Source organism: Ureibacillus sp. FSL W8-0352, from assembly GCF_038004345.1.
In the GTDB taxonomy this organism is placed as follows: Bacteria; Bacillota; Bacilli; order Bacillales_A; family Planococcaceae; genus Ureibacillus; species Ureibacillus thermosphaericus.
In genome coordinates, this window is the sequence record NZ_JBBOQT010000001.1 from 756420 (window position 1) to 770329 (window position 13910).

Genomic DNA, 13910 nt, shown 5'->3' on the forward strand with positions numbered 1-13910 from the left:
CATGGAACTCCATCAAATACAGCAACAATTAATAAAAAAGCTTGAAAAAGAAAAATCTGGTTTAATCATTCATACCGATATTTGGTGTATTCCGATGCATACGTATGAAATCACTTATCAGCCAGTTCGAAAGAGGACGATGGATATATTAATGAAAATCTTACTTTTCTCTTGCCAAAAATCAACTTTCGAAAGGGCTGAACAGCTCAGTGAAATTTTACTGGTAGAGCCACTATTTATAGAAGATTTATTACGGAAAATGCAAAAAAATGGGTTGTTGATACGGGAAAATAACTATTATCAACTTACCGAAAAAGGAATGAAACAATTTTCTCTAGGAGTATTTGAAGAGGAATTAGAACCCGTAGTAATAGAGCTACTATATAGCCCTGTACATCATCAAATCGTAGAAGGCGATATTGAGGAAGTATTAGACTTTGATGATTTTCCGGAACAAATCTATCGTTATATACGTAATGAAGAGGGGCCAGTAAGTGCACCTTTTATGATGAAAGCAATACAAAACATGCAAGCGACGGAACTGGAAGAAGATCATCAAGAAATCAAATCCATACTATCAATGGAAAATACTCAAGTAAATGATGTCCCTTGTATCGAATTCATTATTTGGAACGCTGAAAACAAGGAATTATTTATCCGCGTATGGAATACATTATTTAATAGTTGGGATCAACAATTAGAACAAGAATTGAATGAGAAAGAGAGCTCGGAATGGCTAACAAAAATGCAGAGTAAAATAAAATAACCTAATATTGCAAATCCCTATTAAATGTGTTAGGATTATCTTAATTTTATAAGGATTCAAAACTTTCTTATCAAGAGAAGTGGAGGGACTTGGCCCAATGAAACTTCAGCAACCTCTAACGGATGTTAGAAAGGTGCTAATTCCAGCAAGGCTCAGCCTTGGGAGATAAGAGAGTGCGTGCAAGGAAATTTTGTACCCTCTCATTCTCTTTTCTGGAATGAGCAGGGTTTTTTTATTAAGATATTTTAGAATGGGGGACAAGAGGAATGCCTATTAATATTCCGAAAAATTTACCTGCTGGAGAAATATTGAGAAACGAAAAGATTTTCGTCATGGAAGAGGACCGCGCATTATCACAGGACATACGTCCATTGAACATTTTGGTGTTGAATTTGATGCCTGAAAAAGAAAAAGCGGAATTACAGTTGCTGCGATTGCTCGGGAACACGCCGCTGCAAACCAATGTAACGTTTTTAAATACAGCCACGTATGAACCTAAAAATGTATCCAAAAGCCATTTGGAAACATTCTATAAAACTTTTGATAAAATCAAGCACCGCCGCTTTGACGGAATGGTCATCACCGGGGCGCCGGTTGAACGGATGGAATTTGAAGAAGTCCATTATTGGAAAGAGTTGACTGAAATTTTGGACTGGGCGAAAGAGAATGTGACTTCAATCATTTATATCTGTTGGGCTGCACAAGCCGCTCTATATTACCACTTCGGAATCGGAAAATTCGAGTTGCCGAAAAAATGTTCCGGTATATTTGCGCATACCATTACGGATTTGACGAATGATTTGGTTCGAGGGTTCAACGATGAATTTGTGGCACCGCATTCCCGTTACACTTCCGTTTCCATCGAAGAAATAGAACAGCATCCTGATTTGCAATTGTTGAGCTATTCGGAAGAGGTCGGACCTTTTATCATCCAATCCAAAGACAACAAACACATTATGATCACTGGCCACTTGGAATATGACGCAACAACGCTTGCGGAAGAATACGAGCGTGACGTAAAGAAAGGTTTACCTATAGACATACCGGCAAATTATTTCCCTAATAATGATCCAACAAAGCAGCCAAAAAATACTTGGCGCGCCCATGCCCACTTATTGTTCTACAACTGGCTGAACTACTACGTTTACCAAGAAACGCCTTACGATTGGCATTATGTGGACGATTCAATCGAGTATCATATTTAAAATAACTGCAGGAATTCGAAATAAAAGGATTCCTGCAGTTTTTGTGCGCCCGGCATGTACATGAACTATAGGGTGTAAGTCCCGAACCCCGAAGACAGAAGTAGAGGTTAGCCAAGAGCAAGGGTGTCCGTGGTGACGCGGAATCTGAAGGAAGCTGGAGGCAAAACACCGGTCCGAGGAACACGAACCTCATATAAGGCTAGGTATGATTGAGTGAGTTTGCAAAACAAAACAAAGCTCTTTCTGTCGAAGGTCATATCGAGTAAATGAGGCGGATAGATGGTGTGAAAGTGCATGTACTTACCCGGGGAGGTCTGGCGGATAGGTGAAGTACGCTTCATAACCTACTTAGTGATAAGTAGCTGAACCGTCAGAAGTCAGCAGAGGTCATAGTATTAGTTGGTCTAGAACAACTAAGAAGGACCGAACAATTAAGAGAGAATAGCCCTTGGCATTCAGTGAGTCATGATGAACACAGAAAACGTAGTACCTCACTTGAGGGAGGAAGCGGTGAATCCCGTGGGGGTCCTCTTGGAGGGTGGAGTGACCACTGGCATAAAGAGAACAGCTATTCACGGAAGTTATATAAAGACTTGCGTCAATTATCTTAATTGAACCGCCGTATACGGAACCGTACGTACGGTGGTGTGAGAGGACGGGAGTTAATCGCTCCCTCCTACTCGATTATTATTGATCCGATCATTGGAAAACGATATGATACTGTTTCTTAAAATTTCGAATAAGTTTCACAAATTGTTAATAAGATGTTATACACATACCTATCAGGGCAAAACCAACTATCAATAAAAAATCCCATTTAATGTAAATTAAAATGAGAAGCAAGGAGGCGGAATGTTAGAAAAATGTAATCGGACTATAAATTCCTAAAAAGGAGAGAGAAGTTTCGATGTGGAGTTTGATCACCATCATTCTATCTTTAATATTACTCATGATTCTGGCAATGCGAGGGTTCACCATCATCATCATAGCTCCGGTCGTCAGCTTATTTGTCATGATATTGAACAATATGCCGATCATCGATACCTTCCAAAATGACTATATGAACGGATTTACAAATTATGTGAAGAATTATTTCTTAATTTTCCTATTTGCAGCGATGTTTGGCAAATTTATGGAAGAATCCGGAGCTGCCCGAACGATAGCTCAATATCTGTTGAAAATATCGGGTAAAAAGAGCAAATTAAGAGTTTTGGTCACAATCATGTTTGTTTGTGCGCTGTTGACATATGGCGGCGTAAGTTTATTTGTTGTGATTTTTGCCATTCTGCCAATCGCCAAACCGATTTTCAAAGAAATGAATATCCCATGGCACTTATTTATTGCGGCGTTTATGCCGGGGATGGCGACTTTTACAATGACGATGCTTCCGGGAACTCCCGCCATTCAAAATATCATCCCGACCGCCTATTTGGGGACAACCGTTACTGCAGGTGCCTGGATCGGAATTGTAAGCGCTATCTTTGTTATCATCATCAATATTTGGTATATCCATTTCGCGTTGAAACGTTCTGAAAAACGGGGCGAAACATACTTTAATATGAAAAATTTAGAAAGCAAGGAAGACGAAGTTGAGGATAAATATGCCCATAAAAAACTCCCGAATATTATCCTTAGTCTGATTCCTCCCGTTCTATTGCTGGTTTTATTAAACCTCGTAAAATTAGAAATTATATATACCTTAATGATTACAGTGATTGTTAGTGCGGTCCTTTTCCATAAATATATATCCCTGAAAAAAGAAACAATCAATATTGGCGCGACAAATGCTGTTTTGCCGATCATCAATACTTCTGCAGATGTCGGATACGGTTCAGTCATTGCGGCCACTTCCGGATTTGCAGTCTTTCAGGATATCGTCACGAATATTCCTGGCAACCCTTTGATTTCACTCTTTGTCGCAACCAACTTGTTGGCAGGTATTACAGGATCCAGTTCGGGTGGACTGGCTATTGCGATGGAAACGCTGACAGATCTCTATTTAAGCCTTGGTGTCAGCCCTGAGGCATTCCACCGCATCGCAGCTATTGCATCCGGCGGTTTGGATGCTCTTCCTCATAATGGTGCAGTCATTACCACGTTGGTCGTTGCAGGATTGACACATAAGGATGCTTACAAACATATTTTTGCAACTTCAGTCATAGCACCATTGGTTGCCGCGGTACCTGGATTAATTGTTGCAATTTTGTTCTATTAATCTAAAAGGAGGTTTACGATGAAAAAGATTGGAGTAATCGGCGCTGGAACAATGGGGTTTGGTATTTCCTTTTACTTTGCCATCAAAGGGATCCAAACTCATGTTGTCGATGTATCCGAAGAGGCAATTGCGACAGCCAAGGATAAATTCAATACTTATTTTCAACTTTTTAAGGAAAGCGGATATCCTTTGAAATTTTCTGAAAAGGAATCAAAGGCATTTATCAACTATTCAACAAGCCTTGAAGACTTAAAGGATGCGGATTTAATCATAGAAAGTGCTACAGAGAACCTTGAAATAAAACAGGAAATTTTTAAAACATTGGACGAAATTGCAAAACCGGATGCCATATTAACTTCAAACACTTCCAGTTTAAAACTCTCAGATATTGCCCTCCATGTAACAAAACATCGAAAACAACTGCTGCTGACCCATTTCTTTAATCCCGCGCAAATCATTCCACTGGTTGAATTGCTTGCTTTAGAAGAAACTTCCCCTGAAGTATTGGAAAAAGTGAAAGCATTTTTTGAATCCATTGATAAATCCCCGATCATCGTTCACAAAGAAATTCCCGGGCTGGTCGCCAATAGAATTCAAGTGGCATTGGCGAGAGAAGCATTAGCGCTATTGGAAAATGGTATCGTTTCAAAAGAAGATCTCGAAAAAACTTTATATGATGGTCCCGGTTTCCGCTTTTCAGCAAGCGGTTTGCTGAAAATCATCGACTTTGGCGGATTGGATGTCTGGTTGATTGTGCTGAAAAATCTTCAGAAAGAAATCGAATCAAGTGAAAGGGAATATTCATCCATAAGTACTTTGGTTGAGAATAATCATTTAGGTGTAAAAAACGGGAAAGGTTTCTTTGAATATCCTGGAAAGGGATTTGATGAATACGTATTGCAAAGGGATTCCGAACTTTTAAAACATTTAATCCATACACGTTACTGAGGTGATGTCAATGTCCAGTAAAAGAGTAGTTTTAGTCACTGGAGCAATCGGTGGAATCGGCACGGCGATTACGAAAAAGTTTATTGAAAACGGCGATATTGTTTACTTATTGGATTTGGATCAAGAAAAGGTGGATCAGGCCGTTCAACAATTGGGGGAAAACGCTTATGGCCACCGTTTGGATGTGAGTAATGAAAAAGAAGTGCATGCGGTGATTTCAAAAATTATCAGGGAACATGACAGAATCGATGTGCTGGTGAACAATGCGGGTCTGCAATATCGGGCGAAAATTGAAGAGTTCCCACTGGAAAAATGGCAGCAGTTGATTGATGTCATGTTGACCGGCGTTTTCTTGATGACAAAACATGTTTTTCCTCAAATGAAGAAACAAAGATATGGCCGAATCATCAATATTTCTTCCGTTCATGGAAAAATGGCTACTCCGGAAAAAGTGGCCTATGTAGCCGCAAAACATGGTGTAATAGGGATCACCAGTGTAGCAGCGTTGGAAGGCGCCCCTTATGGGATTACCGTGAACTCGGTTTTGCCTGGGCCAGTAAAAACGCCGTTGTTGGAAAAACAATTGAAAGATTTATATGAAAGCGAAGGGTTGACAGAACAGGAAGCGCTCGTCCGAATTATGTATCCGCGCCAGGCGATGAACCGGTTCATTGAAGCTACGGAGATTGCCAATACCGTATTCTTTTTGGCCTCTGATGAAGCATCAGCCATCACAATGGAGCATGTCAAAGTTGCAGGGGGAATGTAAATCACTCATTATATTCCACTTAAAAGAAAGGGGAATCCGATGAAACAAAAAGTCGTTGATCATCCTTCCGAACTTTCTTCGATTTTCAAAGACGGTCAGACCATTTTGGTAGGCGGATTTGGAATCGTAGGGTCGCCGTTGACAATCATTGACGTCATATGCGAAACGGATGTGAAACATTTGCATGTGGTCAGCAACAATCTAGGAGATTATGGAATGGGATTGCATCAGCTTTTTATCCGGGGAAAGATTGATAAAGCGACCGGATCTTTCTTTACCATCAACAAAGAAGCGGTGATTGCCTGGTCAAAAGGCGAACTGGAGATTGATTTGCTGCCGCAGGGGACTCTGGCAGAAGCCATTCGGTGCGGCGGGGCAGGAATTGGCGGATTTTATACAAAAACGGCTGTTGGAACGGAACTGGCAAAAGGGAAAGAAGAACGGATCATTGATGGAGAACGGTATATATTTGAGAAGGCGATCAAAGGGGATGTGGCAATCATTCGTGCGAAAACGGCGGATCGGTTGGGGAATTTGACCTATCATGCCACGGCAAGAAATTTTAATCCGATAATGGCGACAGCTGCGGATATCGTGATTGCGGAAGTCGATGAAATCGTCGAAGTGGGCGAAATTGATCCGGAACATGTCATCACCCCGCATGTTTACGTTGATTACATTATCCGAACGGAATATAAAAAAGTAGGTGATCGATTTGTCAGAAGCTGATGTACGTTTGAAAATCGCCAAAAGGATCGCCGAGGAACTGGAAGATGGCCAAGTAATCAATTTGGGCATCGGCATTCCCACATTGGTGGCTTCATTTGCGGAAGGGAAAGATTTATATTTTCAATCGGAAAACGGATTGCTGGGAATCGGTCCGCCGCCGACAGAAGAAGAACTGGATGCGGAATTGATCAATGCCGGAAAAGAACCGGTGACGATTACAAAAGGCGCCTCCTTCTTTAACAGTGCAGACTCCTTTGCCATGATCCGAGGCGGCCACATTGATGTGGCGGTTTTGGGGATTTTGCAAGTGAATACATTGGGACAAGTGGCGAATTGGGCAGTTCCAAACAAACCGATTCTAGGTGTTGGCGGAGCCATGGATTTGGTGACGGGTGCGAAAAAAGTGATTGGTGCGGCAACATTATTCACTAAAGACGGCTCGCCAAAAATCGTGAAAGAACTGACTTATCCCATCAGCGGAATCCGAACAATTGATATGCTCGTAACCGATTATGCGATTTTTACATTTGAAGATGGAGAAGTGGGTGTCACAGAGCTGATGGGAGATTTATCCCTGGAAGAGTTGAGCAAGCGCATCGGCATCACATTAAAATGGAGGGGAAAAAATGACTGATCCTGCTGTGATACAATCTGCAACACGAAAACGGATGGTTCGCATTTTGCCGTTTGTCCTGCTTTTATATATTGTCGCTTATCTTGATCGGGTGAATATGGGATATGCCGCCCTTCAAATGAATGCAGACTTGGCTTTGACCGCTGAAGTATTTGGTTTATTATCCGGCATTTTCTTTATCGGATACTTCTTCTTTGAAATCCCGAGCAATATGATTTTGCACAAAGTCGGGGCAAGAATTTGGATTGCCCGCATTATGATCACTTGGGGAATTGTTGTGGTTTTGACAGGATTTGCACAAAGTGACGCACATTTATATATCCTTCGATTTTTATTGGGTGTTGCAGAAGCAGGATTTTTTCCAGGGATCATTCTCTATTTGACCTATTGGTTCAAAGAAAATGAACGTTCCATTGCAACAGCAGTCTTAATTATGGCTTTGCCGATCGGAGGTTTAATAGGGGCACCAATTTCCACTTGGATAATGGATAACATTGCATGGGCAGGGCTTGCCGGATGGCGCTGGATGTTTATTTTGGAAGGCATTCCTGCAGTTATACTTGGGGTTGTGGTACTGTTTTATTTAATTAATCGTCCCCGTGATGCAAAGTGGCTTACAGAAGAAGAGAAAAACTGGATTGAAGGTGAATTGGAAAAGGAACGGATCGCCAGCAGCAAAGTGAATAAAGTTTCGAAAAAAGAGATGTTAAAAGATGCAACGGTATGGAAATTATCGGCTTTCTATTTTGTGGCTTATACCGGTGTCTATGGACTATCCTTTTGGATACCGAGCATCATCAAATCATTGTCCGAAGCTACGACAAATTTGGAGATTGGTTGGCTTGCCATGCTGCCTTATGTGGTGGCCATTCCTTCCATGCTTTTTGTAGGCTGGAGCGCAGATCGTATTGGCAAACATAAGGAGCACCTATTCATTTCGTTGATTGTTGCAATGATCGGTTTTATCGGTTGTGCCGTTGCCGATTCATTGACGGCAATGGTATTGATGTTGATGCTGACTTCAATCGGATTATATGGATTTACCGGATGTTTTTTTGCATACATGACTTTCTTCTTTACCGAATCAACGGCGCCGGTCGGTATTGCATTGGTCAATTCATTTGCGGCATTGGGTGGCTTTGTCGGGCCAACGATTTTAGGAATGTTTACATTATCTTCCGGCATGTTTTTCTTGGCGATCCTTATTGCCGTCGGAATGGTTATTTTGCTTACAACGAAACGTAGAGTGGTATCCGGTGAAGGAAGTTCATGAGTTTAATGGGTATGAATTTTTCTGAAAATTATAAAAAGAGGCTGGGACAAAAGATAAAAAACACCATTTTCTACCGGGAGAAAATGGTGTTTTTTTGAGTGCGCCTGGCATGGATGTAATCTATAGGGTGCAAGTCCCGAGCCGTGAAGGCAGAAGTAACGGTTAGCTTAACGCAAGGGTGTCTGTGGTGACGCGGAATCTGAAGGAAGCGAGCGGCAAACTTCCGGTCTGAGGAACACGAACTTCATACAAGGCTAGGTATCATTGGATGAGTTTGCTCAACAAAACAAAGTCCTTTCTGCCGAAGGTGATACAGAGTAAATGAAGCAGATAGATGGAAGGAAAGATTACATTCTTACCCAGGGAGGTCTGATGGATACGTGAAGTACACTTCATAACCTACTTAGTGATAAGTAGCTGAACCGTCAGAAGTCAGCAGAGGTCATAGTATTAGTTGGTCTAGAACAACTGAGAAGGACCGAACAATTAAGAGAGAATAGCCCTTGGCATTCAGTGAGTCATGATGAACACAGAAAACGTAGTACCTCACTTGAGGGAGGAAGCGGTGAATCCCGTGGGGGACCTCTTGGAGGGTGGAGTGACCACTGGCATAAGAAGATAAGCTATTCACGGAAGGAGAATAACGATGCTTTTGAATCAAATCCTGTCACGGGAGAATATGCTTCAAGCACTAAAACGTGTAGAACAGAATAAAGGAAGCCACGGAGTAGATATGATGCCCGTACAAAATCTACGACAGCACATAGTTGAAAACTGGCTATCGATTAAAGAAGCAATTCTCAAGGGAACTTATGAACCGATGCCAGTCCGCAGAGTCGAAATCCCGAAACCTGATGGCGGTGTTCGTTTACTAGGAATCCCTACCGTAACAGACCGTTTGATTCAACAAGCAATCGCCCAAGTACTTTCAAAAGTGTATGACCCTACATTCTCTGAAAACAGCTACGGATTTCGACCAAACCGAAGTGCTCATGATGCGATGAGAAAAGCGAAAGAATATATAAGAGATGGATATCGATGGGTTGTAGATATGGACTTGGAGAAATTCTTTGATAAGGTCAACCATGACAGATTAATGGGTACACTCGCGAAGAGAATCCAAGATAAACCATTACTGAAATTGATTCGTAAGTATTTACAATCGGGCGTCATGATTAATGGTGTGGTGTCAAGCACATTAGAAGGAACTCCACAAGGAGGACCATTAAGTCCGCTACTATCTAACATTGTACTAGATGAACTAGATAAAGAATTGGAAAGAAGAGGACACAAATTCGTTCGATATGCGGATGACTGTAACATTTACGTGAAAAGTAAACGAGCAGGACTTCGCACAATGGCAAGTATCCAGCGATTTATTGAAGGAAAACTACGACTGAAAGTAAATGAAAAGAAATCAGCGGTCGACCGTCCATGGAAACGTAAGTTTCTAGGATTTAGCTTTACCTATCATAAAGAGCCAAAGGTTCGTATCGCAAAAGAAAGCCTTAAACGAATGAAGAATAAAGTTCGTGAAATCACATCACGCAAGATGCCCTACCCGATGGAATACCGCATTCAGAAACTGAATCAATATCTAATGGGATGGTGTGGATATTTTGCGTTAGCAGACACCAAATCTATATTCCCTGAATTAGATAAATGGATTCGTAGAAGACTTCGAATGTGTCTATGGAAGAACTGGAAGAAACCGAAAACAAAGATACGCAACCTTATTCAACTTGGCGTACCACAATGGCAAGCGTATGAATGGGGAAATACTCGGAAGAGTTATTGGCGTATTTCAAAAAGTCCAATATTACACAGAACCCTTGGTAACTCCTATTGGAGAAACCAAGGGCTGAAAAGTCTTGAAGCTCGTTATGAAAACTTGCGTCAATTATCTTAATTGAACCGCCGTATACGGAACCGTACGTACGGTGGTGTGAGAGGACGGGAGTTAATCGCTCCCTCCTACTCGATTAATTGAAGAAAATTGATTTCCTTTCCGGGGACGCTTTCCGCAGGCCCGGCTCGAGCCCAATGTCAGAAACTTATACAACCAATAATTTACAGTTAGTAGGCAACCATCTGGTTGTCTACTTTTAAAAATACTATTCAACCTACAAAGTGTTGATAATTTTCTAAAATCGGCTAAAAAAGGCAATAGGATGCCCGGGGCTTAAATTTTTATTTTTTTAAGCCCCTAATTTATTTACATTTAATAAACAAATAGGTTATATTTATCCTATGTATTGTTTATAGACACCTTTTTTGGTTTAGGGGATACTTTGTTGAGGACAGACCATTCCTTCGTGGGTAGCTTCTCCCAAACCGAATAGGTGTCTTATTTCTTATAATCACTTTCATGATTTTTGTAAACATTCTCTCTCTTTTGATTGGACAATCTTCTAATAATAAGTGAACCATCCTATCTTTTAATTTTCCTATTAAGATATTTGTGTTTACTTGATAATCATGTTTTCGTCTTTTTTTCTTACTCTCCTCATTAATTGTTTCATTGGCATCATTTCTCAATAAACTGACCATATTCGATAAATATATTGATGCATAGAAATCTTGTTCAATTGCGATTTTCGAACTACCCGTGAAATTTTCTATTTCGATTTTATTTTTCACATCATTATATTCTGTTTCAATTCCCCAGCGTTTAAAATAAAGAGATTTAAACTCAGAGATATCAAACTCTTCCTCGGTTAAATTTGTGACAAGTATTTCTTCCGTGCCAGAATCCAGTGGGAATCTAACTACACGAGCAGTAATCACTTGTTTCCTATGTATTATATGAATGTTTTGATCAGCATCTTTCGCTTCGACAATTTCCTTTATCGTATTTTTTTGACATCGCATCACATATTTGATACCAAGGGCATCTAAATAGGCAATAAAATCTCTCGATGGATACCCTCGATCAAATAAAAAAAGATCATTTTTTAATCCAATTTGTACGAGTTCTTCAATCATATCCTTTGCACTATCTCGCTCAGCTACCTTATATGGATTGATTCTAGAAGTAATAATGATTCCATTCTCAAGATCGTAAATACAAGAGGCACTAGCTCTTGCATAACTTGTCTTATGATTTTTTCCATACCCAAAATAATTTCGAAGCTCCTCAGTATCAGGGATTTGGAGCACACTTCCATCGATTGCGCAAAGTCTAAATCCACGATAAGTTTTAAAGGAATTTTCTTCATAATACCAATTCACAATCGCTTTTGTAAGTTTTACAAAAGCGAGAGGAGAAATCTTTTTTCGTGCGGCTGAATAGCCTTGTTTGGAAATACTAATTTCTGATAAATTAAATTTGTCGAAAAAGTCGTCAAGTTCAATTTGGAGGCTCTTTTTAACAAAGTTTAAGCTAAATAGAATAGTATTTTTAAAATTTAACTTCTTTTCTTTTCGTGTAAAATACGTTTCTTTTGTCCGAGATTCAAGCATAAACATCACATCATTCAGCAACTTTCGAGTAATCTCAATTGCCCCTAAAAAAGTACTTTTTGTTTTCAAAAAAACCACCATCCTCGTTTTATTAACCAAAAATTGGATTCTAAAACGATTTTGGTGGCCTTTTTAAAATTACAAGAGGCTTATTACCTAATTTTATAAAAGTTAAATTAAATATTATTTTCCATTAAATGTAACGTTAAGTTGATGACATTGGGCTCGAGCCTCCTCGGAGCTCAATCCTTCGCTCCTGCGGGGTCTCGAGAGGGCTCGTCGCAGGAAAGCTTTTGCTTTGCGACTAAGCGTGCGCGACAGGAGCACTCGCCCCGTCACTCCAATCAATTTTTTACAAAAAATCTTTTTGCAGCTCGTTCACTTTATTAGTTATGTCCCAGCCTCTTTCATTTTAAATAATAAACATGGCAACGATTGTTGTTACCACAAGCCCGATCACAACCGGAACCAGGTTTCTTCTTGCCAACTCAAACGGACTCACGTTGCAGATGGCAGCAGCCGGAATTAATGCCCAAGGCACCAATGTTCCTCCTCCGACATAAATCGCTGCAATTTGGCCCAATGCAGTCAGGGTGGCCGTTCCTTCACCAATCACAGCTCCAAAAAGATTGGCAATGGACCCCACCAATGAAATGCCGGAAAATCCGGAGCCGTCCAATCCCGTAATGGCACCGACGCCCGCAACGGTTACGGCTGCAATTTCCGTTGTCAAAGGTACAACTGATGCCAGAGCCACCCCTAAATCATTGATGATCCCTTGCGAATGTTCAGGAAGATAATCCCCAATGATTTGGGAAAAGCCGGAATCTCCCAAATAGAAGAAAGCTGCAATCGGAATTACCGGGCCAAACACTTTAAAACCAAATTGGAAACCCTGTATCAAATAGCTTGTCGTTTTTTCCAACCCGGCATTTTTATGGGCGAACATGGAAAGAAGCAACAGAATCAGCAGTGTCGTTCCACCGATCAACGCAGTCGCGTCTCCGCCGGTTAAATCAAAAATGGACATGGCCACGACATTTAGTAAAAAGGCAAAAGGAATCAAAATGGCGAAAAATCGCTTTTGTTGAATTGATAGGAGATTTTCTTCCACTTCTTCTTGTTTCTCTTCGCCACCATCAAAATTTCCAACCATTTCGAGAGTGCCTCGTTTCATATCGCGTCTAAGCAAGAAGTATGCAACAAATGTCGTTACAACCCCCATGACGATGACAAGTGGGACGCTCGCAGAAATCACTTCACTGACAGGAAGGCCTGCCGCATCAGCCGTCAATTTCGGTGCGCCTTGGATGACAAAGTCGCCGGATAAGGCAATTCCATGGCCGAATAAGTTCATGGCCATCGCAACCCCAAGGGCAGGAAGTCCAGCTCGTATCGCAACAGGCAAGAGCACCGCACCCAAGAGGGCAACAGCAGGGGAAGGCCAGAAGAACCAAGAAATGATCATCATTAAAATCCCGATGGTCCAATAGGCGAGTGCCGGATTTTTTATGATTTTGGTAAAAGGGGAAACCATCACTTCATTAATGCCTGTTTTTAACAAAACACGGCTCATGGCTACGATGACACAAATGATGATGATGGTCGATAACAGTTCGGTGATGGCGTAAATGAAACTTGAAAACACTTTGCTGATCGAAGCGACTAAATCACCAGTCGAAACAAGGGAAAGTAAAAAAATTCCAACCACACAAACAAGAGTTGTATCCCGCCGTTTCACCATAAATCCGATGATGAGTGCGATGAACACGACGTAAATCCAATGCAGTGCCGTCAACTCAATACCCATAAGTCACTTCCTCGATTCTTTTTTTGTCTAGCATATGAGGCAAATGACCAATGGGTGTGTGCTTGAGGTGTTTATTGCTTTATTAGACATTAAACGATT

At 40.9% G+C, this 13910-nt stretch carries 12 protein-coding genes and 1 riboswitch; of the genes, 10 read left to right on the plus strand and 2 right to left on the minus strand.

Going from position 1 to position 13910, the window contains the following annotated elements; genetic code table 11:
* Nucleotide 1: 1 nt before the first annotated feature.
* The 10 genes from NST98_RS03830 to ltrA all read left to right on the plus strand — a co-directional run bounded on the left by NST98_RS03830 (nucleotide 2) and on the right by ltrA (nucleotide 10448).
* A complete protein-coding gene (locus NST98_RS03830) occupies nucleotides 2-766 on the plus strand; it encodes a hypothetical protein (protein ID WP_340714483.1) in 765 nt (254 codons plus the stop codon).
* Between the two features lie 64 nt (nucleotides 767-830).
* A riboswitch (SAM riboswitch) is annotated at nucleotides 831-938 on the plus strand.
* A gap of 94 nt (nucleotides 939-1032) precedes the next feature.
* A complete protein-coding gene (gene metA, locus NST98_RS03835; protein ID WP_340714484.1) occupies nucleotides 1033-1971 on the plus strand; it encodes a homoserine O-acetyltransferase MetA in 939 nt (312 codons plus the stop codon).
* 465 nt (nucleotides 1972-2436) lie between these two features.
* Nucleotides 2437-2586 (plus strand): hypothetical protein, encoded by a 150-nt coding sequence (locus tag NST98_RS03840; protein ID WP_340714308.1) that lies wholly within the window; start codon nucleotides 2437-2439, stop codon nucleotides 2584-2586.
* A 292-nt stretch (nucleotides 2587-2878) separates the two neighbouring features.
* Nucleotides 2879-4186, plus strand: a complete 1308-nt coding sequence (locus NST98_RS03845; RefSeq protein WP_340714485.1) for a GntP family permease — start codon at nucleotides 2879-2881, stop codon at nucleotides 4184-4186.
* 18 nt (nucleotides 4187-4204) lie between these two features.
* Nucleotides 4205-5134, plus strand: a complete 930-nt coding sequence (locus NST98_RS03850; RefSeq protein ID WP_340714486.1) for a 3-hydroxyacyl-CoA dehydrogenase family protein — start codon at nucleotides 4205-4207, stop codon at nucleotides 5132-5134.
* A 10-nt stretch (nucleotides 5135-5144) separates the two neighbouring features.
* Nucleotides 5145-5903: a 3-hydroxybutyrate dehydrogenase gene (locus tag NST98_RS03855; RefSeq protein ID WP_340714487.1), complete on the plus strand. Its 759-nt coding sequence runs from the start codon at nucleotides 5145-5147 to the stop codon at nucleotides 5901-5903.
* Nucleotides 5904-5942: 39 nt separating this feature from the next.
* The gene (locus NST98_RS03860) at nucleotides 5943-6632 is read left to right on the plus strand and encodes a CoA transferase subunit A (RefSeq protein WP_340714488.1); all 690 of its coding nucleotides are present in this window, start codon (nucleotides 5943-5945) and stop codon (nucleotides 6630-6632) included.
* A complete protein-coding gene (locus NST98_RS03865; RefSeq protein ID WP_445684024.1) occupies nucleotides 6610-7266 on the plus strand; it encodes a 3-oxoacid CoA-transferase subunit B in 657 nt (218 codons plus the stop codon). Before NST98_RS03860 ends, NST98_RS03865 begins: the two co-directional genes overlap by 23 nt.
* Nucleotides 7259-8539, plus strand: a complete 1281-nt coding sequence (locus NST98_RS03870; RefSeq protein ID WP_340714490.1) for an MFS transporter — start codon at nucleotides 7259-7261, stop codon at nucleotides 8537-8539. The genes NST98_RS03865 and NST98_RS03870 overlap by 8 nt, the downstream gene beginning before the upstream one ends.
* Nucleotides 8540-9185: 646 nt before the next feature.
* A complete protein-coding gene (gene ltrA / locus NST98_RS03875; protein ID WP_340714478.1) occupies nucleotides 9186-10448 on the plus strand; it encodes a group II intron reverse transcriptase/maturase in 1263 nt (420 codons plus the stop codon).
* 350 nt (nucleotides 10449-10798) lie between these two features.
* Here ltrA and NST98_RS03880 read toward each other — a convergent pair whose 3' ends face one another.
* Both NST98_RS03880 and NST98_RS03885 read right to left on the minus strand, forming a co-directional pair.
* On the minus strand, nucleotides 10799-12070 hold the full coding sequence (locus NST98_RS03880) for an IS4 family transposase (RefSeq protein ID WP_208650901.1): 1272 nt from the start codon (nucleotides 12068-12070) through the stop codon (nucleotides 10799-10801).
* Between the two features lie 343 nt (nucleotides 12071-12413).
* Nucleotides 12414-13811: a hypothetical protein gene (locus NST98_RS03885; protein WP_340714491.1), complete on the minus strand. Its 1398-nt coding sequence runs from the start codon at nucleotides 13809-13811 to the stop codon at nucleotides 12414-12416.
* Between the last annotated feature and the right edge of the window lie 99 nt (nucleotides 13812-13910).